We start from the raw sequence: 21,672 nt of genomic DNA, 5'->3' as shown, positions 1-21,672 counted from the left end.
CCTCTGGCATCTGAAAAGACGAGACGGCAGCCGAGTTTTTCTTAAGTTATCAATGTCGCGGGAGCTGTGTAGCATGGAAAAGATTCTATTGTGGCTTTTTCTTGTTTTAGGCGTCATTCTTTTAAGTATTTCAATTAAAAAAGCACCGCTTAAAGATTGGCTGTTATGCTTTTTGACGGCAGCATATTTCACAACATTTTTAGGCGATTTGATCGCAAAGTATCATTTGCTTTCCTATCCTGTTCAATTGTTTTCCAAATTTCAGTCAAGTGTTCTTTATGAGTATTTGCTGCTGCCGCTAATGGGCCTTTACTACTACCAGACAACTTATCATAAAGGTGTGGTCGACTGGTGCTGGCAGGCGCTCGCTTATAGCAGTGTCCTGACTGCGTTTGAAATTATACTGGAGCAGAACACCGATCTTATCCATTACATTAACTGGCATTGGTCTTACTCAATGGTAAGCCAGTTTTTGTTTTTATTACTTGTCCGCTGGCTGATGTGGCTGATTAATGATGTGGCGCGAAAAAGAGAAGACGGCAAGCGTTCGTGACGGTTTGGTTTGTCAGTGGTGATAAAGGGCGGGCGATGATAAACCAGTCAAAACCGCTGATAAAACATACGTGATTGATCTTATACATATTATGCAAAATTGGGGAAAAACTGTATATGGACGATCATAACATAAACGGAGGCGACATAGATGGCACACCAGAATTTGCACCAGCAATTGCAACAAGCCAGTCAGCAAGTGAACGAAGCGCAGGAATCCGTGCGTTTGGCACAGGGTTCAGATGCCCAGCTGCTTGAGCAGGCAGAACAGTAGCTGCAGCAAGCCGATCAGCAATTACAAACGATCCAGGATCAGGCGGGAACGGAAGCGACCGAAAATCCGCAATTTCAACAGGCCTATGAACAGCTGCACGATACCCGTCAGCAAGTTCAAGAGGCGCAGCAGAATAATCATGATGTCTTATAGGACGGCAGATAAATCAGTTAACAGGCCCATGCTTCTCCCGAGGTATGGGCTTTATTTGAGGATGGGTGGAACCGGGGAACCGTCGAAACACAACTATCTTTCCCCGAGAATGGTCAGGCCATAGGGGAATGAATTATAATGGAAGAAAGATGAGTTTTGTTGATGAATGCTCTTTTTAATAGAGGGTCCGATGTAAAAATTTTCATCTGACCGCTACGAGGTGATTGGATGGGGGAATGGTTTCCGCGCTTGTACGATACGGTTATGAAACCGCTGGAACGAAGAAAATTTAAACAAATCCGAACGAAACTTGTGGAACAGGCGACAGGCAGGGTGCTGGAAATCGGCTCCGGAACGGGTGCCAATTTCCCGCATTACAGCAATGCCGTATCAGTTGAAGCCATTGAACCGAATCCTGTTATGCGGGAACGTTCCTATAAAAACAGACTTGAATCAGCCGCACCAATTCAAGTATGGTCAGCACACGCCGAAGAATTGCCATTTCAGGATAACACGTTTGATTCGATCGTAGCGACGCTTGTATTTTGCACCATCCCTGATCCGCTTCAAGCGCTAGAGGAAATACGGCGGGTAGCAAAACCTGGTGCGGCAATCCTGTTGTTTGAGCATGTCCGTGTGAACCAGGCAGTTATGGAAAAAGCACAGGACATCCTGACACCTGTATGGAAACACTTGTGTGATGGCTGCCACCTAAATCGTGACACACTTGCAACCGTAAAACAGGCAGGCATTCGGATCAGCAGTGTTGAATCATTTTACAAAGGCGTTTTTATAACAGTTATTGGCAATACTGGGACGCGGAGACAGGCCCCTTGTCCCGATTCCAGATAGTCGACTGGGGCAATGGACCTGTCCACCTGTCCCTATAACTTTTGGTTGAATTGTTCTAACTTATCCAATGTTTCCAGTGATAATGTACGAATCTTTGTTTTATTTAGCTTTTCCTGTTTAGCCATCGTAATTAGTGGATAAAGACTTTCCTCAATATTTTGGTAATCTTCGGGGTAAGCCTTTTCCACTTTCTTTTCGATTTCATCCCAGCTTTCCTCTATTTCTTTTCCAAGCTGATTGATTTCATCACGATTGTTTACTTGTTTCTCAGTTAATTCTTTCAATTCCTTTATTTTGGTAATCACTTCATTGGTGCCATTTTGTATTTCTGTGTCGCTGCTATCTTGGGATCCAATGCCGTGATCAGGTTTCGCTGATTCAAGTACATCACCATCGACTTTGGCCGCATGCTGCTGCCCCATGTTGGTATTAAAGCCTGTCAAAACTACACCTAACAGTAAAATAGCCCCCAAAAACAGAATTGATTTTTTTCTCATTGTGTATCCTCCTTTCTATTTACTTTTTACACTTCCCAGAATTTACATGTTTATTCAGGGGGGCGGAGACAGGCTCTTTGTTCCGATTCCGGATAGTCGGCTGTGATAATGGACCTGTATATATTACATAAGTATACCTATCAATAACTATAATCGAGTCTCACCCGTAAAAGGGGGCGCCTCTAGCAAAAATTTTCCCGATGTCTTCCCAAGCGAAATGTACTATAATAGTAGGAAAGTACCTGCTTTTGGGGTGAGTGTATGGGGAACAGCAATTTTTCATTTTTGCAGGCGCATTGGCCGCTGCTGGCAAATCTCGGTGAAACAGCTGAACGGAATGTCCATCAGGATCCGAACACAACGTTGATCAAGCTGCGTCTGTTTGGCGAATCGGTGACCAAATATATGTATGCGCTGGAAGAACTAAACGAGCCATATGAACTGAGACAGGTTGACCGGTTAAGCGAACTCAGCCGAGAAGATCTGTTAAACCACGATTTATATGAGATATTGAACACCATTCGCCGTAAAGGCAATAAAGCTGTGCACGAAGGCTATGGCACGACAGAAGAAGCATCAGGCTTATTGCATATGGCTTTCCGTCTGAGCATCTGGTTCATGCAGGTTTATGGTGAGTGGGATTTTGAAGCGCCTGATTACATGGAACCTGAAGCAACGCCGGATGATCCGTTTGAAAAAGAACAACTTGAATCGGCTTATCAGGAAAAAGTGGCGCATTTACAGGAGGAATTGGCTAAACTCCGCAGCGAGCAGCTATATAAATCCGATCAGGAAAAAATGCAGCGTAAAGCGAACGCGAAACAATTGGGCAGCCTTGTTAACCTGGACGAAGCAGAAACGCGCATTGTCATTGACGAAAAACTAAAGACTGCCGGGTGGGAAGCCGATACGGAAACTCTCCGTTTTGGCAATGGGACACGTCCGGAAAAAGGCCGCAACATGGCGATTGCCGAATGGCCGTTCGCTGCTGGCATTGCTGATTATGCGTTATTCGCCGGTCTGGAACTGATCGGGATTGTGGAAGCGAAAAAGGCCAGTAAAGATATCTCTGCCGATATTGAACAAGCCAAATCATATGCCAAACAGGTGACGCAACACGGCGATGAAATGATTCATGAGTCATGGGGTGATTATCGGGTTCCATTTCTATTTGCGACAAACGGCAGGGAATACTTACAGCAAATTGAGCAAAAATCAGGGATCTGGTTTCTGGATGCCCGCAAATCCACTAATCATCCACGTCCGTTAAAAGGCTGGTATACACCAGAAGGCCTGAAAAAACTTCTGAAGCGGGATGTCGAACAGGCGACGGAAAAGTTACGAGACGAAAACATGGCCTATTTAGGGCTGCGCGACTATCAAAACAAGGCCATACGTACCGTCGAAAACGCCTTATCCAACGAACAGCGTGACATTCTGATTGCGATGGCAACCGGTACTGGGAAAACGCGCATGGCGATCGGGCTTATTTATCGGCTTGTCAAAACAAATCGCTTCAACCGGATCCTGTTTCTCGTGGACCGGACAGCCCTTGGTGAGCAGGCAGAAGCGGCTTTTAAAGATTCAAAACTGGAAAATTATCAATCCTTCACACAAATTTATAATTTGCAGTCTTTGGAGGAAAAACAAGCCAATCCGGAAACGAAGGTCCATATTGCAACGGTTCAAGGTATGGTGAAGCGGCTGTTTTACAATGAATCGGACGAAGATGTGCCGACCGTTGACCAATATGACTGTATCGTTGTGGATGAGGCTCACCGCGGGTATACACAGGACAAAGAAATGAGCGATGTTGAGTTCCTTTTCCGTGATCATCGCGACTATGTCAGCAAATACCGCAAAGTACTGGATTATTTTGATGCGATCCGAATTGGGTTGACGGCTACACCGGCACTCCATACGGTCGATATTTTTGGTGATCCGGTGTTCAATTATTCCTATCGTGAAGCGGTCGTTGACGGGTATTTGATCGACCACGAGCCGCCCTATCAATTTGAAACAGCATTGAAACAAAATGGTATTAACTGGCAAATAGGCGAGGAAGTAGCCGTTTACAATGCTGGTACAGGCAGTGTAGAAAAAGAACGGCTGGAAGATGACGTGAATATTGACGTCACCCAGTTCAACAAACTTGTCATTACCGAAAACTTTAACAAAGTCATTTTAAATGAATTGACGAACTATATCCACCCGGACCAAGAAGGTAAAACACTAATTTTTGCCGCAACGGATGATCATGCCGATATGGTTGTACGGCTTTTAAAACACGCGTTAACTGAAAAATATGGTGAGATAGAGGATAATCTGGTTGCCAAAATTACGGGCTCAATAAAGGATCCGCTTGGAACGATTAAGCACTATAAAAATGAGCGTCTGCCACAAATTGCGGTGACGGTTGATTTGTTAACAACCGGCATCGATGTGCCACGTATTTCCAATCTGGTATTTTTGCGCCGAGTCCGTTCTCGTATTTTGTATGAGCAAATGCTCGGACGGGCAACTAGACGAAGTGATGACATCGGTAAAGATCACTTTAACATTTTCGATGCGGTCGGCCTGTATGAAACGTTAAAGCCATATACTGACATGAAACCGGTGGTGCAAAAGCCCAAGGTATCGCTCAGTCAGTTAACGGACGAATATGAACAGCTTGCTGACACGAAACAACTCAGGCAACAGAAAGAAGCTATCATTGCCAAAATCCAGCGCAAAAAACAAACGTGGGATGATAAAGCACATGACGATTTCAAAGCATTGTCCGGCGGGAAATCGATTGATGAATTCTTAAATGATTTAAAGCAGACCGGCCATCAGCAAACAGCCGATACGTTTAAAAAGCAGCCATCGCTTGTCACATTTATCGATGAAAATCATACCAAGGCACCGAGACAATATATATCTGAGCATGAAGATGAGATCATCGCGGTCAATCGCGGGTACGGCAAGGCTGATAAACCGGAAGACTATCTGGAAGGCTTCAACCAATTCATACACGAAAACTTAAACCAGATTCCGGCACTGAATATCATCTGCACCCGGCCGAAAGACCTGACACGTGAGGATCTGCGCCAATTGCGGATTTCCCTTGATCAGATGGGCTACAACGAGAAAAATCTGCAGGCAGCCTGGCGTGATGCGAGAAACGAAGACATTGCCGCGGATATCATTAGCTTTATCCGCAAACAGGCATTGGGTGATCCGCTTATAAGCCATGAAGAGCGTATTCGGAACGCTATGAAAAAAATCTATCAAATGAAAGTATGGCCGCCAGCCCAAAAAGATTGGCTAAAGCGGATTGAAAAGCAACTGCTCAAAGAAAGTGTGCTGGATCCGAATCCGGAGAAAGCATTCAATGTCGAACCGTTCAAAAGCAGCGGCGGTTATAACCGGCTGAACAAAATCTTTGATGGTGAGTTAGACAGTCTTGTCCGTGACATTAATGAAGCATTATATGACGAAAGGGAAGAAGCTTAGTGGGAAATCAGGAAATCGTACAGAAACTATGGAATCTATGCAACGTGCTACGTGATGACGGGATTACTTATCATCAATACGTAACGGAATTAACGTATATATTATTCTTGAAAATGATGAAGGAGAAGGATAATGAAGCTGACATTCCGGAACAGTATCGCTGGGACTCACTGACGGAAAAACATGGAGTCGAACTGCACAGACACTACCGGCAGCTCTTATTGGACCTGGGTGAAGTCGACAGCGACATTGTGAAACAGATTTATACAAACGCGACCACGAATATTGATGAACCGAAAAACCTGGAAAAAATCATCCGTTCCATTGACGACCTTGACTGGTACAGTGCCAAAGAAGAAGGCCTTGGCGATTTATATGAAGGGCTCTTGGAGAAAAACGCCAGTGAAACCAAATCAGGTGCCGGCCAATATTTTACACCGCGTCCGTTGATTGATGTGATCGTGAAGCTGATCGATCCACAACCGGGGGAACGCTTGAATGACCCGGCAGCCGGTACGTTCGGGTTTATGATTGCTGGCGATACGCATATCAAATCGAAAACCGACGACCATTTTGATTTGGGTGAGAAGGACGCGGAATTTCAGCGTTATGAAGCCTTTACCGGTGCGGAGCTTGTCAAAGATACGCACCGACTGGCCCTGATGAATGCGCTCCTCCATAACATGCGCGGCGATATTAAGCTTGGTGATACACTGTCCGATATGGGTACGACGATGAAGAATTATGATGTCGTCATGACGAATCCACCATTTGGCACAAAAAAAGGTGGCGAGCGCCCAACGCGTGATGACCTGACCTTTACGACCACGAACAAACAGTTGAATTTCCTGCAGCACATCTACCGGTCATTAAAAACCAATGACGAAGCACGCGCGGCGGTTGTTCTGCCGGATAATGTTTTATTTGAAAGTGGAACGGGTGCGCAAATCCGTGCTGACTTAATGGACAAATGCAACTTGCATACGATCCTGCGCCTGCCGACGGGAATTTTTTATGCGCAGGGCGTTAAGACGAATGTGCTGTTCTTTACGCGTGGAAAAAAGGATAAAGACAACACGACCGATGTCTGGGTATATGACATGCGCACGAACATGCCAAGCTTTGGGAAACGGACGCCACTGACAGTGAAACATTTCGATGATTTTGTGGCGGCATACCAGACAGAAGATCGGTCTAACGTTGCCGATGAACGCTGGAATCACTTCACCCGTGACGATATCCGGAAAAAAGATGACAGCCTGGATATTGGCCTGATTGCCGATGAATCCCTATCTGTCTACGAAAATCTGCCCGACCCAATCGATTCTGCCGAAGAGGCAGTCGGAAAACTGCAAGAGGCAACCGCCCTGTTGAACGACGTCATCGACGAACTGAAAGCCACGGAGGCAGGTAAAGATGAGTAAGAAGAAACAGAAAACAGTTGAGGAATTGCTTGACGAGGCGCTGGTGCCGGAAGAGGAGCAACCATATGACGTGCCGGCGAATTGGGTTTGGGTTAGTATTGGCACGCTTAATAATATAGTGACTGGTTCGACACCTTCTAAAAAGAAAGACGAAAATTATGGTGGGAATTTTCCCTTTATAAAGCCAACAGAACTTGGCGATGAAAAAAATGTAAGGGATGGATCTGAGTTTTTAACTAATGAGGGGAAAGAAGTATCTAAAATAATTCCTTCTGAGTCAACTTTGATTTGTTGTATTGGGTCCATTGGCAAGGTTGGTTTTAATAATTTTGAATGTAGTACCAATCAACAAATTAATTCTCTTGTACCGAAAAAAGAAATATTGAATCCACTTTTTAATTATTATCAGTCGATAACACCTTATTTTCAAAATGAACTAATCAATCGATCTTATGCCACTACTGTTTCTATTATTAATAAATCAAAGATGTCTATGATACCGATTCCTTTACCGCCAATAAATGAACAAAAACGTATTGCTAATAGAGTGGAAGAACTTTTAGATAAAGTCGATCAAGCAAAACAATTAATCGAAGAAGCAAAGGAAACATTTGAGCTACGCCGTGCTGCTATTTTGGATAAGGCATTTCGAGGGGAATTGACTGCTGAGTGGCGAAGAAATAATGCCAATCTTAAACCGGCAATGGATTGTATAGAAGAGGCCAAAGCGAAACAACACGTAACAAAAAAACAAAAAGAAATAATGGGAGATGAACTACCATTTGAAATCCCTGATACCTGGATCTGGGTTAGAGCAACTGAGGTCGCTGATGTTCGGGATGGCACGCATGATTCTCCAAAGTATCAAAGTGAAGGCTATCCGCTAATCACCTCCAAAAACCTTAAAAATGGTAAACTTGATTTTACGAACGTAAATTATATAAGTGAAGCGGATCATATGAATATAGGCAAGAGGTCAAAGGTGGATCAAGGCGATATTTTGTTTGCAATGATTGGAACTATTGGAAACCCCGCTCTTATTCAGGAGATTCATAATGCGTTCAGTATTAAAAATGTCGCCTTATTTAAGCCCTATGAAGGTATAGATAACGAATATTTGGCTTATTACTTAGAAAGTTCTGGTTATGTCCAACCTCTAATCAATAAAGCGAAGGGGAGTACACAGAAATTTGTCAGTTTAGGGAAATTAAGAGATAGTTTAATTCCGATACCGCCTTTAGATGAACAATTGGAAATAAAAAATAGTTTAAAAGGGTTGTTTGAAGCATCGAACAAATCGAATGCTTTATTGGAAAAGCTCGATAGTGAGACTATTAAACAATCCATTCTCTCCAAAGCTTTCCGCGGCGAACTGGGCACGAACGACCCAACCGAGGAAAGTGCTGTTGAATTATTAAAGGCCGTGCTCCAAGACCATCAGCAAGAAAAATAGCAACTTAGGCAAAAAGACATCTTTTAGTATTTAAGGATGTCTTTTGTTTTAGAAGCGAAACGTTTCAACTGTAATCCATATTGATTAGGTAGGAAAGGAGTTGCATCACTTCAATGGTTTTCGGGTCAAAAGTGGATTCTTTTTGACTACCCCAATTTGACAATAATTTTGCCAGTCTTGATTGGCAATTCCATAAGGCAATTATGAAAAAACTAAAACTTTTGCAACATAATCTGAGACACCTTTCTCTACGTACCAAGAAAATGAAAAACATCTTACAAAACGTTTCTCTATCATGTTAGCTATTGTTCTGATAAATCAAAAAAAGAAATACTTTTTCAAGCTCTAAAATAGTAGAAATAATATGGTAAAATCAGTACATGCAATGATCGTTTTCTCAAGGGGGGTCGGCGCATTTCCGTCGTTGTAGGTGTCATGCGATACGCTATAACGGAAGGAGGTGTTGCCTATGTCCGTGTTCGAGGCAATGGTTATCATGATTGCATTCGCAACACGCGTTGTGGCAATCATCGACCATAAAAAATAGACCTCCCTGGAGTTAACAGGCTGGTGAGGTCTATTCCTTACTGGCGCTGGCCCCTCTTGAAGGGGAGCGATTCATTGCTGGCCGGAGATATACCAGTATCTTCGGCCTTTCATATTGTATGTCTTTCTATGTATATTATAACACGAATTGCTGATTTGCAAACAAAAAATGCATGAATTGTAAAAAGACTTGACTTACTAAGATTAACATAGCTGCCTTGGGTCATAGAACATTGTAAATCTCATCAAGTGCCTGCTGTTGGCGTTCTTCAAAACCCATGTGATCTCAACTCCCGGTTCATCACACCCCGCCTTGCAAACACCACCAGGAAGATGGCCGTCAATCCCTCTGCAACCGGTAGCGCAAGCCAGATGCCTGTTGTGCCGAGCCAGACCGGCAGAATAACAAGTGCGGCAATTAACAAAATAAAGCCGCGAAATAGGGTGATGCCAATCGACGGGCGCAAGTAAGCGATCGACTGATAATAGGTCATGTAGATGAAGTTAATTCCCATGAATAAATAACCTATGAAGAAAAGTGTGATGCCTTTCATGGCAAGCTGACGTATGGCTTCCGTCTCCACACCGAAAATCGAAACAAGCCCCCCGGCACCAAACCAGCCAATTGCGAGAAACATAACACCCAGTGTAAGTCCTGTTATTTCAGCAATCCTCACCGTATTTTTGATCGAATCATATTTCTTGGCACCATAATAAAAACTGATCATCGGTTGGATGGACGTGCCGATCCCGATAAACGCCAGGAACATAAAGGTATGCAAATAATTGATCACGGAAAATGCTGCCAGCCCAGTTGTTCCCGCATAGTAAGATAATGCAATATTGTACCCGATCACAAAGACAGCTGTTCCACCTTCTGACAGAAAGTTGGGGAAGCCCAATTTGCCTATCATCAGGAGGTCGTCTTTTTTCCAAACCGGTCGGACGAATTTCAATCCGGATTCTTTTTTGAAAAAATGAATTGTATAAATCAGCAATCCTGCTGCTGTGGCGATGACCGATGCCAGTGCAGCCCCGGTAACTTCCATCTCCAGGATAAAAATCATCCAGTAGTTTAGGACAATATTGAGTAAAGCAGATACGACAAGGCCCGACATGGCCAGCTGCGGGCTGCCGTCATTGCGGACAAATATGCTGAGAACGTTTTCCCACGCCAAGATGGGAGCCCACATAAAAATGATCTGCATATAATCCATCGCATAGTCCAATGTGTCTGGATTTGCGCCAAATAAACGTGCGAGCGGCTCAGCGGCTATATACCCAATCCCCCCGATAACGGTCATTACGATGGTGATACCCACCATAGCGAGCATGAACACCCGCTGTGCCCTGTCAGTGTCCCGTGCGCCGGTCGTGATGGAGTATAAGGTGCCGCCGCCGATACCAATCAAGAGAGAAATGGAAATGATGATGGACCAGACAGGAACGGCCACATTGACACTTGCAAGCGCGACAGACCCGATGCCATTCCCGACAAAAATGCCATCGATCACAATATTCGCTGACATCAGCATCATGCCAATAAGGGTAGGCAAGAAATACTGGAAAAAACTTTTGGTTACACTTTGGGATAAAAGTTTCTGTTCTGCTAGGCTCATACTGTTTCTCCTGACTTTTGTGTTGTATGCCTATTTTATAATGTTACTAAATGGAAGTCCATTACGGTGTGATAAGTAATTAATTGGAATACCAAACTGTCAAAAAATATACTGAAGCAATAGGAACTACTATTCTGATAGGTTGTATTGTTTGATGATAAAAGTTTAAAGGAAATTTTGAATTAATGTAGAATAGATGATAATAAAGGTTTTCAGCGGATAATGATTTAAATAAAAAAAGAGAGGGCTTTATGGTGAATTTCGATCATATAGATAAGTTGAAAAACGAACTGGATCAACTCAGACCGCTCCCCCCGGAAGTAATTAAGAATCTTTCAGAAGTGTATCGGGTTGATTGGACGTACAATTCCAATGCCATCGAGGGGACCACATTTTCTTCAATTAAAAAATGAAATTGGTAAGCTTTTTACCTGGTATGAACAAAAAAAGGATGAGCTGCATCCTGTGGAATCAGCAGCGTTATGCCATTTTAAATTTGTGTATATTCATCCTTTTTCAGATGGAAATGGGCGAACCGCAGGGCTGTTAATGAATGTCATCTTAATGAAGAACGGTTATCCTCCTGCCATTGTGAAAGCCGAAGATGAGCAACGGGCCAGATATTATAAAACGTTAGAAATGGCAAGTGTTGACCAAAATGTCGAGCCCTTCCTCGAATTGATAGCTGAGTGTGCAGAAAATAGCTTGAATGACTATTTGAACACTATCAGATGACATGAGCTAATGCGTCTATGCATGGCAGGGAAAAAAGATGAAGCTATAAAATATCAGGGGGAAGTTGGGAGGAAGTCGACGTGCCAAAATTGCTTTGATAATGCGAATGTTTAAAGCATGGTTATATTGGACACAAAGTTAAGCTGCCCACACTGCGGGGCGGGCAGTATGACAAAAGAGTCCGGAAAAAAAGATCGGTATAAGTTTCGGATATTTCTCCTTTTCCCGCTTTTAGTATTTTAACAGGGAGCGGCATATTATTGCCATTTTTAATAGAGCTGTCAAATGAAGAGTCGTTTTGGCAGTGTCTGCTGTTCCGTAAACCGCTGCACAATGCCAGGGGAACTTCCCAGTATCATGGAAAAATGAACAGCGGCTATTACAGTTTATAGCCTGCCCGACTTTTGAATCGCTTCAGAATCACACTGCTCTCTACTCTCGTAATCCCCTGGACGGAATATAGCTCACGATTAATAAAGGTCTCCAGTTCCATAAAATCCTCTACCAAAACATGCATATGTAAGGTACTTGGTCCGGTCATCTGGTAGATACTGGCAACATTCGGATGATCAGCGAGGTTCTGGGCCACTTCTTGAAAACGATAGGGCTCCACATCCACTTCAAAAAAAGCAGATACCGTTTTTCCGAATTTTTCCGAGTCGATGACCACTGTAAATTTTTCAATAACGCCTTTTTCCTTCAAGTTTTTTATCCGATCTTTGACAGCCACGCGTGATATGCCAACCTTGTCCGACAGTTCAACATAGGAAGCTCTTCCGTCTTCAACCAATTCCTCCAATAGCTTTTTATCGATATCGTCCATTTTCATGGCGCACCTCCAAAGGATGACTTAAGCCTATGATATCATGTTTCAATCAAATGTAACCAGTGAAATGTATAATACTTAATAAATGAAAGTGTTTATAAATATTTGGTTCATTTATGTTGGTATAAGAGGTTGACAATTAACTTATTGGGAAGTAAAATGAGATCAAATTTAGAAAATTTACAATCAGGTGCAGGGAGGAAAATGGGAATGAAAATTCTTGATCACCTTAATTATCCATATGCTTCGCCAAGATTATCCACGTTTGCGAAGAATGGAATGGTCGCGACATCACAGCCGCTTGCTTCACAGGCTGGGTTGGATATTTTACGCAAAGGCGGGAATGCGATTGATGCCGCCATCGCGACGGCTGCCTGTCTAACAGTTGTCGAGCCGACCTCAAATGGGATCGGTGGTGACGCGTTCGCGCTTGTCTGGACAAAAGGTAAATTGCACGGATTGAATGGCAGTGGACGTTCACCTAAATCGATTTCTATTGAGGCTGTAAAGGAAAAAGGACACGAGGAACTCCCCAAATATGGCTGGATTCCGGTAACGGTGCCTGGTGTTCCGGCTGCCTGGGCTGATCTGTCTCGGGAATTTGGCAAACTGCCGTTTCGGGACGTGTTGCAGCCTGCGATCGATTACGCGCGGGAAGGTTTTCCGGTTTCCCCGACATTAAGCCGGTTTTGGAAAAAGGGTTTCAACACGTTTAAGGAACATCTGACAGACGACATGTTCACGGAATGGTTTAAGACGTTTGCCCCGGATGGAAACGTTCCGAAACCTGGTGACATCTGGTCTTCGGAAGATCATGCCAGAACGTTGGAAAAAATCGCCGAATCTCATTCTGAATCATTTTACCGGGGTGAGCTGGCGGAACAGATTGCATCATTTTCAGAACAAAATGACGGGTTCCTCTCCGCTGACGATTTAGCGGCTCATCAGTCTGAATGGGTGGAACCGATCAGCGTCAATTACAGGGGCTATGATATTTGGGAAATTCCGCCAAATGGTCAGGGGCTTGTGGCATTACAGGCACTTAATATTTTGAAAGAATTTAATTTCACGGAAAAGGACTGCGTCGATACGTACCACAAACAAATCGAGGCGATTAAACTGGCATTTGCGGATGGTCAGGCACATATTACTGATAGCGGCCATATGCGATATACGACTGACGAGTTGCTGGGTCAAGACTATGCCAAAAGCCGGAAACAGCTGATCAGCGAGACTGCCGGACTTCCTGAAGCGGGCGAACCATCGCAGGGCGGAACCGTCTATCTGGCTGCAGCGGATAATGAAGGGAATATGGTATCGTTTATTCAGAGTAATTATATGGGATTTGGCTCCGGTCTAGTCGTTCCAGGTACAGGGATTGCCCTGCAGAACCGTGGCCATAATTTTTCCATGAATCCGGAACACGTCAACGCGTTGGCCGGCGGCAAAAGAAGTTATCATACCATCATCCCAGGATTCATGACACAAGGCGATCAACCGGTCGGACCGTTTGGCGTCATGGGCGGTTTCATGCAGCCACAAGGGCACGTACAGGTTGTTATGAATACGGTTGATTTTGGTCTGACACCACAGGCTGCTTTGGATGCGCCGAGATGGCAGTGGTTTAAAGATAGAAAGCTAGAAGTGGAGAATCGCTTTCCTCATAACCTTGCCCAAGGACTGGCCGAAAAAGAGCATGATGTGACGATCCAGCTTGAGCCCAACGGCTTTGGCAGAGGTCAGATCATTTGGCGTGATCCGGATACCGGTGTGCTCGTCGGTGGTACTGAGACACGGACAGATGGTGGGGTTTCTTGTTGGTAAACAGTGAGGGAGCAGCCAAAGAAAAACAAAATCCCGGAAGACAGCAGCTGCAGCTTTTTCTCGCCTTTTTCCGGGTGGGCATGCTCGGATACGGGGGAGGCCCCGGATCGATCCCCCTGATCCATAAAGAAGTGGTGGATAAATATCAATGGGTAAGTGATGAAGAATTTGGTGATATATTGGCACTGGGCAATACACTCCCCGGACCGATCGCCACGAAACTCGCCGGCTATATCGGACATCGGGTATCCGGGGTGATGGGGATGCTGAATGCCATTATGGCGACCATACTGCCGACAATCCTGTTAATGATTGTGTTATTAATGTCGTTATCGTCCATCAAGGATTTTGATTGGGTGAAAGGGATGACGGCTGCGGTTGTTCCGGTTGTCGGTGTCATGCTGGCTGTCTTGACATGGCAGTTTTTTGCTAAAGCAGGTAAAGGCATGGGATGGCTACAAACCATTATCATGGGCGCGATCATATTGGTCTTATTGGAATCGACAGGTATTCATCCAGGCATTGTTATTGGTGTCCTGATCATTGCGGCTTTAGCAAGAAAAGATGCAGACCATTCAAAGGAAGGTGATGCATCGTGATGCTTTACTGGCAAATTTTTCTCGCCTTTTTCATCCCGGGTATTCTGGGTTATGGTGGCGGGCCCGCATCAATCCCACTGGTGGAAAATGAGGTTGTCCAGAACTATGAGTGGATGAGCGTGCAGGAATTCAGTGAGGTGCTGGCACTGGGCAATTCGCTGCCCGGTCCGATTGCGACAAAAATGGCAGGTTATATCGGCTATGAGGTGGGCGGCATCCCGGGTGCGATTGTGGCTGTTTTTGCTTCGGTTGCCCCATCTTTAATCCTGATGATTTTATTAATGGGCCTTTTATATAAATATAAAGATTCGCCGAAAGTCAAACGACTGACATTGTATGTCCGACCTGTCATTGCCATTTTGCTCGGTCTGATGGCATGGCGGTTTTTTGCTGATTCCTATGCAGATATTGGTATATGGCAGACTGCTTTCCTCGTCGTGGCCAGCTATTTATTAATGGAACGGTTCAAAATTCACCCAGCGTTTGTGATTATGGGAACACTGGTATATGGCGGATTTGTTTTGTAAAGTTGAGTTGGTTAGAGCTTGATGAATTGCCGGCCGGAGATATTCCGTATCTCCGGCCTTTACTATTTACTCGCAGACAAAAGCAAATTTGGAAACAATAAAAACTAAAATGGTACCTATTTTCAAATGACTTCGTTATGCTATTGATTAACATGTCATCAATGGTGGCACCTGTGTCTTTTCTATTTAAAGAAAACGCCGACCGAAGATGATTGTGTCCTCGGTCTTGATAAATTTAGTACGAGAGACTGGCGGTATGTGCGGTTAATCTTTCCGCTTAGCACAAGCCCAGGCTGCTAAACCAATGCCCGTTACTGCTACAGTGGAGAGGATTGGACGCTTACAAGCTTTCACATAGATACTGCACGAGCGGATCCACCCCTTGTTCGTTCCCCGTTCATGCATCCCATACCCCGCCTGATGAAGCGCACTTTCTTCCCGCGGTTTGGATGGTCTATCAACGTGCTGGGTCGGGTACATGACAAGTTCCATTAATTTGTCAGTTATGCGAGGCAAAAGTGTGCCGAACAATTCAAGCGCTTTTGCTTGTGACCCGATATACATATCTCGTTTCGGGTTTTCTGCAGAATAGAGGATGGCTTCGGCTACAGCTTTTGGCGGGTAAATCATGCCTCGGTGTGCCGGTTGTTTTTCCATATAACTCGTGGCATGTTCATTGTAAGGTGTATCAATTCTGCCGGGATGGATAAGTGTAACTGAAACGGGTGCTTTCTTCTTTTCTAATTCCATGCGGATGCTTTCGGTCCATCCATGCACGGCAAATTTGGAGGGGGCATATGTGGATTGAATCACGGTGCCTCTGTCTCCAAACAGACTGCCAACATTAATTAAAGCACCCGGAACACCTCTTTCCCTGAAATGATTGACGGCAATTTTCGAACCGTACACGACACCCCAAAAGTTAGTATCAAACATGCGTTTAATGTCTTCATTGCTTACATCCATAGCGTGGCCAAAGATGGCGACACCAGCATTATTCACCCATGTATCAAAACGCCCGAATTCCTCGATAGCTGTTTCCGCAATTTTGTTTACATCTGCTTCACGTCCGACGTCTGCTTTTACCCACGCTGCAGCGTAACCTTTTTCCCGTAATTCATCAACCAATTCCTGCAATGCATCTTCATTCCTTGCCGCTACGACAACTTTTGCCCCCTTTGCAGCTGCCATTCTTGCTGTTGTGAGGCCGATACCGCTTGATGCCCCTGTAATCACGATGACCTGATCTTCCAAGGGTTTTAAGGTTATATTGTTTGGCCTCCATTGACTGATTTTGCCTATGCTCATACTTTGGTTCATGTAAATGCCTCCCTGAAATTAGCACCTTAGTTCTGTTCATTCTGAAACGGGGAATCTTTTCTGTTTAGTATTACTCCAAACTGAAAGAAAAAATACAGCTTCGATAGATCCTGCCGGTGGAAAGTCGATTGTTATATGATGATGTGGAAGAGATAATATATTAGAACAATCTTATTTCCCCGTTATTTGGGTTCTGATAAAGAAGCATGGGATGGATGATCATAATGTAATGATTTGGACAGTTGACAGTACATGTTAACATTTTTATAATATGAACATATGCTAATATAAGCGTATATCATATAATGGATACGACTTACGTAACAGGAATTTAAAATTAAAAGTGAGGGAATTGTAATGGATGAATACAATGTAAAGCCTGAGAACGGTTCATTTGAAGATTTGGACGAAGAAACGCTATTTGTCGTATCTCAAACATTCAAGGCGTTAGGGGATCCGACCAGAATTCGAATTCTCCATTTGCTTTTTCGGCATGAATATTCGGTTAACCAGATTGCTGAGAACTTGCATCTAAGGCAATCAACCGTATCGCATCAATTACGCTTCCTGAAAAATTTACGTTTAGTGAAAAATCGCCGGGAAGGTACAACATTGTATTATTCATGTGATGACGAACATGTTATGAACTTGCTAAAACAAACAATCGATCACGCTTATCACAGTTAGCGGTATCATTTATATTAAACGATAAATAGAAGTTGATTGGAGAGGTGCTCAATTGGGACACGATCACACGCATGATCATACACATGGTGCAAACAAAAAGGCGTTACTGATCAGTTTTATCATCATTTCAGTATACATGGTTATTGAAGCAATCGGCGGCTTCTTAACTAATAGTCTGGCTTTACTGTCAGATGCGGGTCATATGTTAAGTGACGCGATATCACTTGGGGTAGGACTACTGGCTTTCGTATTCAGCGAAAAAGTCGCCAACTACAGGAATACGTATGGGTATAAACGTTTTGAAATATTAGCGGCGGTTTTTAATGGCGTAACACTCATATTGATTTCATTATACATTTTTTACGAAGCGTTCCACCGGTTTACGAGTCCACCTGAGGTTGCATCGACTGGCATGTTAACGATCGCCATCATCGGTTTAATTGTGAACATCGTCGTTGCATGGATTTTAATGCGCGGGGATACAGAGGAAAATTTGAATCTGAGAGCAGCTTTTCTGCATGTATTGGGTGATTTGCTTGGCTCTGTCGGTGCGATTGCTGCGGCATTACTCATTATGTTTTTCAATTGGGGCTGGGCCGATCCATTAGCAAGTGTCATTGTTGCAATCCTTGTACTGACGAGTGGCTGGCGCGTCACGAAAGATGCCGTTCACGTCCTCATGGAGGGCACCCCTAAAAATGTCGATTTGGATGATATTATCAATACGATGGAAAATGTCCCGGAAATTATCAATATACACGATCTGCATGTGTGGAGTATTACGAGCGGGCAAAATGCACTTTCCTGCCATGCAGTGGTAAATGGGGATTTATCGGTACATGCAAGTGAACAACTGCTGCGGACCATTGAGCACGAATTGGAGAACAAAGGTATAGGTCATGTGACCGTCCAGATGGAAAGTGAAGAACACCCGCATGATGAAAGGCTGCTGTGTAATCACGAATTTGAAAAACAAAGCCAGGAGCAATAAGAATAACGTGCATTGATTAACCGTTTTGATCAACGCACGTTTTTTTCTAACGTCAAAAAGTTATAAATTGACCTTATTAGAAAAACTTCGGCATTCGCCCCGTCCTTCATCGTATAGCGAATGCCGAAGTATTCTAAAAATGAATTTGAAAAAACTTCTGTTAAACTTATGAACGTCTTAATGCACGACGTCATCTTTTTTATCAATATAAAGCGTTCCATCCGGCTGGACTTGTGCATAAAAGACCTGTGAAAATGTTTTTATCCCGGCTTGTTCGACTTGTTGTTCGAGCCAGTTCATGCCAAGGTTTAATGCAGAAAGATTTTTTTCGTTAACGGTCCCGTCAGATATAACTTCCGTTGCAATCGGATGGGCATTCGGAATGGTGCTTGTTACGTTCATATCGCCTTTTGTGGCGGGTTGATTGATTTCCTGCTTCATGACCGAAAGTTTCCCGCTTGTCTCAAATATGGCATAGTCGACGTCAGCTATCGAAAAGACATTTTTTTGCCTCAGCAAAGCGTTCAGGGAATCAATATCCAATCGGGCGCTCCGCAGTGAATCTTCCATAATTTGTCCGTTTTTAATAACGATTAACGGCTCACCTACTGTCAATTTACGTGCTTTTTTTGATTTAATATCAATGAACCCCATAATCAGTGTAAATACAGCCCATCCGGTTATTGCCAAAATGCCGTTACGGATATTTAAATCCGGACTAAGAGCAAAATTTGCTGACAGCGAACCAATCGCAATAGCGGAAACAAAATTGAAGAAAGTCATTTGGCTGATCTCTTTGCGACCCATAATTCTTGCCAGTAAAAAAAGCAGAATAAAAGATATGACAATTCGCAACAGTAATTCGGACGTTTCCATTTATAGTACCTACTTTCCTGATAGTTCGATATGTGCTGGAGACAACTTATTTCTCGCTTGGGTCATACTCATCATACGTGAATCTTGTAACCTTTGTGGATTCACCTTTTTCAATTTCGGCATCTGTTGCGGGTTCGCCATAGGAATCATCCGGGTCAATACCTGGAGCAGTGACGCGCCGATCCGTCTTATTCCGATTCTTTTTATCCATTATACAAAACCTCCATTCTCTTCTAGTATTTTTTCTTTCGAAGCAGATTTTATTAGAGGCAGGTTTTTCCTTCATCTTTTCCGGAACTTATCGAAAATAAAGAGATTCAATGTAGTGTTTGATGCCGGCGATGCTCCGTTTAGCCTCTTCTGTATCTTTTTCCTCTATAGATACCTGAAGCTTTGAAATTTCTTCATCAAGATTACTGTATTCTGTTTTATCTCCCATCAGCTGATACCTCCATTCATTATCTTTATATAACGACCTGATCTGACTTGCTCCCTCCTTTGCTTGTTTCCATTGTCCCTCGTTAACCAAGTACTCAATATCTGTTGCTGTCTCGGAAATCGGTAATTGCTGAATGGTTTCGGTTGAGCATCCAAATAAGATAAATAAACCTATAAAAATCATTCCTAACCTTAAAATCTTCATAGCCAATCCTCCTTGCAGTATCTTTTTACCTAACTTAACCACAATAAGAAAAAATATGAATGATGCTTTGGAATGGAGGATGCGTATGCCGGAATATATGGTCATTGTTGTCCGGTCATTAATGACGTTTTTCTTTGTCCTATTAATGGCGAGAATTCTTGGGAAAAAACAAATCGCCCAGTTGACTTTTTTTGATTACATTACAGGTATTACAATTGGAAATATGGCTTCAGCAATGGCTATTAACGCGTCATTGCAGCCGATTAATGCCGTGATAGGGGTCACGATATTCTCCGTTTTAACACTTCTCATTGCGCGGGGGGCGATAGGATCCCTGACGTTTCGGAAGCTCGTGGAAGGAAGTCCGACGATCCTGATAAAAAATGGGGATGTTTTGGAAAAGAATTTAGCAAAAGTTAATATAACGTTTGATGACCTGATGATGGGTTTGCGCGAAAAAAATGCCTTTAAATTGTCTGACGTTGAAGCGGCAGTACTGGAGACAAATGGTAAAATAAGTGTCATGAAGAAGACAGAATATAATCCGTTAACACCAAAAGATATTAATTTGCCGGTGGAGTCGGAGCATACGCCCTCACTTATTATTATTGATGGTGTCCTTATGTCGAAGCGCCTGAATTATCTTGGTTATTCGGAGGAATGGCTTCTTGGTGAAGTGATGAAACAGGGGGCAAAGGATTTTAAAGAGATTTACCTAGCCCAAATTGATTCAACGGGGAAGGTTTATGTTGATTTGTATAATGATGAAGAAAAACAGCAGCAAGTTAAACAAAAACCACTCCTGTCAGCACAGCTCCGGAAAATTCAAGCCGATCTGGAAGGGTTCGCGATTCAAACAAATGACCAGGCTGCCAAGCAAATGTATTATAATCAATCAAAAGAAATCCAGGATCTGATTAACCACATTAATCCATATCTTAAAGAATGAGAATCTGACAATCCAATGACTCAGTTTATCACTGTACTCCAGTGTCATTATTAGCACGGGTTACCGCTAAAGGTTGAATTAGCGTCTAAAGTTCCTGAAGCTTATGCAGATGGGGTAAAATTTCTATAACCTTAAATCTAATTGGTTACCTTCCGCCCGGCTACGGTTCAAAGCTGGATTGTTTTCGATCGCCTTAAAGTCGTAATTCCGGGATAAAGTAAATTAAGGCGATCAAAACATTCATCTGATTCGTAAAAAGGTAAAAATCACTGTTGACTTTTCGATATTCGCATAGTATTATTTATCGTGCTGTTAAAAAAGATTGCTTACTTATGGCGATTGCTAACGGCAAATGGAATACTGCTTCGCTGAACCAAAAGTTTTGTCAGCCAAGCATTTACCGATTCCATCTAGTCATCTATTGACAGCCATTAATCATGATGATATACTATTTAAGTTGCATTAGAGGCAACCAATTAAAAAACATCTTTTAACAAGAATTTAAAGATAATAAAGTGTTGACTTTGTTCTTGATAGATGGTATATTAGTTAAGTCGCTTTTCGAGAGGCGACATTGAATTTGCTCCTTGAAAACTGAACAAAACAACCAGCCTGAAACAGATGTCAGGTTAAGAAGTTGAAAGCCGTGTTGATTTCGGCAGAAGACTTCATAACCCTGTATCAATTTTTGAAGCTAAGATATGCATGAGATTGATCGGTGTCAATCTTATCGCAAACTTTTTATTGGAGAGTTTGATCTTGGCTCAGGACGAACGCTGGCGGCGTGCCTAATACATGCAAGTCGAGCGCGGGAAGCAGGCAGATCCCCT

The 21,672-nt window shown here is 43.3% G+C and carries 21 protein-coding genes and 1 rRNA gene; 15 read left to right on the top strand and 7 right to left on the bottom strand.

The window, feature by feature from the left end:
• Nucleotides 1-73: 73 nt before the first annotated feature.
• From ACFQ4A_RS05135 to ACFQ4A_RS05125, 3 genes are all read left to right on the top strand, one after another.
• Complete coding sequence (locus ACFQ4A_RS05135; protein WP_382398262.1) at nucleotides 74-553, top strand: CBO0543 family protein; 480 nt, start codon at nucleotides 74-76, stop codon at nucleotides 551-553.
• A 150-nt stretch (nucleotides 554-703) separates the two neighbouring features.
• Complete coding sequence (locus ACFQ4A_RS05130) at nucleotides 704-826, top strand: hypothetical protein (RefSeq protein ID WP_382398260.1); 123 nt, start codon at nucleotides 704-706, stop codon at nucleotides 824-826.
• Between the two features lie 381 nt (nucleotides 827-1,207).
• Nucleotides 1,208-1,831, top strand: coding sequence for a class I SAM-dependent methyltransferase (locus ACFQ4A_RS05125; RefSeq protein ID WP_382398258.1), 624 nt, complete (start codon nucleotides 1,208-1,210; stop codon nucleotides 1,829-1,831).
• Between the two features lie 32 nt (nucleotides 1,832-1,863).
• On the opposite strand, the gene ACFQ4A_RS05120 is transcribed toward ACFQ4A_RS05125, so the two are convergent.
• On the bottom strand, nucleotides 1,864-2,328 hold the full coding sequence (locus ACFQ4A_RS05120; RefSeq protein WP_382398256.1) for a hypothetical protein: 465 nt from the start codon (nucleotides 2,326-2,328) through the stop codon (nucleotides 1,864-1,866).
• A 261-nt stretch (nucleotides 2,329-2,589) separates the two neighbouring features.
• On the opposite strand from ACFQ4A_RS05120, the gene hsdR reads away from it, so the two are divergent.
• The 4 genes from hsdR to ACFQ4A_RS05100 all read left to right on the top strand — a co-directional run bounded on the left by hsdR (nucleotide 2,590) and on the right by ACFQ4A_RS05100 (nucleotide 9,247).
• Nucleotides 2,590-5,823: a type I restriction-modification system endonuclease gene (gene hsdR / locus ACFQ4A_RS05115; protein ID WP_382398254.1), complete on the top strand. Its 3,234-nt coding sequence runs from the start codon at nucleotides 2,590-2,592 to the stop codon at nucleotides 5,821-5,823.
• Nucleotides 5,823-7,247 carry a class I SAM-dependent DNA methyltransferase gene (locus ACFQ4A_RS05110; protein WP_382398252.1) on the top strand — a complete coding sequence of 475 codons (1,425 nt, stop codon included), beginning with the start codon at nucleotides 5,823-5,825 and terminating at the stop codon, nucleotides 7,245-7,247. The genes hsdR and ACFQ4A_RS05110 overlap by 1 nt, the downstream gene beginning before the upstream one ends.
• Entirely contained in the window at nucleotides 7,240-8,700 is a 1,461-nt protein-coding gene (locus ACFQ4A_RS05105; RefSeq protein WP_382398250.1) for a restriction endonuclease subunit S, read from the top strand. Before ACFQ4A_RS05110 ends, ACFQ4A_RS05105 begins: the two co-directional genes overlap by 8 nt.
• Nucleotides 8,701-9,169: 469 nt before the next feature.
• Nucleotides 9,170-9,247: a putative holin-like toxin gene (locus tag ACFQ4A_RS05100; RefSeq protein ID WP_382398382.1), complete on the top strand. Its 78-nt coding sequence runs from the start codon at nucleotides 9,170-9,172 to the stop codon at nucleotides 9,245-9,247.
• Between the two features lie 268 nt (nucleotides 9,248-9,515).
• Here ACFQ4A_RS05100 and ACFQ4A_RS05095 read toward each other — a convergent pair whose 3' ends face one another.
• The gene (locus ACFQ4A_RS05095) at nucleotides 9,516-10,865 is read right to left on the bottom strand and encodes an MATE family efflux transporter (protein WP_382398248.1); all 1,350 of its coding nucleotides are present in this window, start codon (nucleotides 10,863-10,865) and stop codon (nucleotides 9,516-9,518) included.
• Between the two features lie 351 nt (nucleotides 10,866-11,216).
• Between ACFQ4A_RS05095 and ACFQ4A_RS05090 the strand changes: the two genes are divergently transcribed.
• Complete coding sequence (locus ACFQ4A_RS05090) at nucleotides 11,217-11,600, top strand: Fic family protein (protein ID WP_382398246.1); 384 nt, start codon at nucleotides 11,217-11,219, stop codon at nucleotides 11,598-11,600.
• Nucleotides 11,601-11,979: 379 nt separating this feature from the next.
• Here the strand turns inward: ACFQ4A_RS05090 and ACFQ4A_RS05085 are convergent, their stop codons facing one another.
• On the bottom strand, nucleotides 11,980-12,429 hold the full coding sequence (locus ACFQ4A_RS05085; protein WP_382398244.1) for an Lrp/AsnC family transcriptional regulator: 450 nt from the start codon (nucleotides 12,427-12,429) through the stop codon (nucleotides 11,980-11,982).
• A gap of 207 nt (nucleotides 12,430-12,636) precedes the next feature.
• Between ACFQ4A_RS05085 and ggt the strand changes: the two genes are divergently transcribed.
• Genes ggt through ACFQ4A_RS05070 form a run of 3 tightly spaced genes read left to right on the top strand, consistent with a single transcriptional unit; the run spans nucleotide 12,637 to nucleotide 15,376 of the window.
• Complete coding sequence (gene ggt / locus ACFQ4A_RS05080) at nucleotides 12,637-14,250, top strand: gamma-glutamyltransferase (protein WP_382398242.1); 1,614 nt, start codon at nucleotides 12,637-12,639, stop codon at nucleotides 14,248-14,250.
• Entirely contained in the window at nucleotides 14,241-14,849 is a 609-nt protein-coding gene (locus ACFQ4A_RS05075; RefSeq protein ID WP_382398240.1) for a chromate transporter, read from the top strand. Before ggt ends, ACFQ4A_RS05075 begins: the two co-directional genes overlap by 10 nt.
• Nucleotides 14,849-15,376 (top strand): chromate transporter, encoded by a 528-nt coding sequence (locus tag ACFQ4A_RS05070; RefSeq protein WP_382398380.1) that lies wholly within the window; start codon nucleotides 14,849-14,851, stop codon nucleotides 15,374-15,376. Before ACFQ4A_RS05075 ends, ACFQ4A_RS05070 begins: the two co-directional genes overlap by 1 nt.
• Before the next feature lie 264 nt (nucleotides 15,377-15,640).
• On the opposite strand, the gene ACFQ4A_RS05065 is transcribed toward ACFQ4A_RS05070, so the two are convergent.
• On the bottom strand, nucleotides 15,641-16,696 hold the full coding sequence (locus ACFQ4A_RS05065) for an SDR family oxidoreductase (RefSeq protein ID WP_382398238.1): 1,056 nt from the start codon (nucleotides 16,694-16,696) through the stop codon (nucleotides 15,641-15,643).
• 357 nt (nucleotides 16,697-17,053) lie between these two features.
• Between ACFQ4A_RS05065 and ACFQ4A_RS05060 the strand changes: the two genes are divergently transcribed.
• Complete coding sequence (locus ACFQ4A_RS05060) at nucleotides 17,054-17,383, top strand: ArsR/SmtB family transcription factor (protein ID WP_382398236.1); 330 nt, start codon at nucleotides 17,054-17,056, stop codon at nucleotides 17,381-17,383.
• A gap of 52 nt (nucleotides 17,384-17,435) precedes the next feature.
• Complete coding sequence (locus tag ACFQ4A_RS05055; protein WP_382398234.1) at nucleotides 17,436-18,374, top strand: cation diffusion facilitator family transporter; 939 nt, start codon at nucleotides 17,436-17,438, stop codon at nucleotides 18,372-18,374.
• A 177-nt stretch (nucleotides 18,375-18,551) separates the two neighbouring features.
• Here the strand turns inward: ACFQ4A_RS05055 and ACFQ4A_RS05050 are convergent, their stop codons facing one another.
• From ACFQ4A_RS05050 to ACFQ4A_RS05040, 3 genes are all read right to left on the bottom strand, one after another.
• Nucleotides 18,552-19,250: a YetF domain-containing protein gene (locus tag ACFQ4A_RS05050; RefSeq protein WP_382398232.1), complete on the bottom strand. Its 699-nt coding sequence runs from the start codon at nucleotides 19,248-19,250 to the stop codon at nucleotides 18,552-18,554.
• Nucleotides 19,251-19,296: 46 nt separating this feature from the next.
• Nucleotides 19,297-19,461, bottom strand: coding sequence for a hypothetical protein (locus ACFQ4A_RS05045; protein ID WP_382398230.1), 165 nt, complete (start codon nucleotides 19,459-19,461; stop codon nucleotides 19,297-19,299).
• A gap of 87 nt (nucleotides 19,462-19,548) precedes the next feature.
• Nucleotides 19,549-19,893 carry a DUF4363 family protein gene (locus tag ACFQ4A_RS05040; RefSeq protein WP_382398228.1) on the bottom strand — a complete coding sequence of 115 codons (345 nt, stop codon included), beginning with the start codon at nucleotides 19,891-19,893 and terminating at the stop codon, nucleotides 19,549-19,551.
• 85 nt (nucleotides 19,894-19,978) lie between these two features.
• Between ACFQ4A_RS05040 and ACFQ4A_RS05035 the strand changes: the two genes are divergently transcribed.
• Both ACFQ4A_RS05035 and ACFQ4A_RS05030 read left to right on the top strand, forming a co-directional pair.
• The gene (locus ACFQ4A_RS05035; protein ID WP_382398226.1) at nucleotides 19,979-20,842 is read left to right on the top strand and encodes a DUF421 domain-containing protein; all 864 of its coding nucleotides are present in this window, start codon (nucleotides 19,979-19,981) and stop codon (nucleotides 20,840-20,842) included.
• Nucleotides 20,843-21,583: 741 nt separating this feature from the next.
• Nucleotides 21,584-21,672: ribosomal RNA gene (locus ACFQ4A_RS05030) — 16S ribosomal RNA — on the top strand; the annotation flags it as partial.

It is taken from the genome of Lentibacillus salinarum, from assembly GCF_042679865.1.
GTDB lineage: Bacteria > Bacillota > Bacilli > Bacillales > Amphibacillaceae > Lentibacillus > Lentibacillus salinarum.
This window is presented reverse-complemented; position numbering and strand designations above follow the sequence as displayed.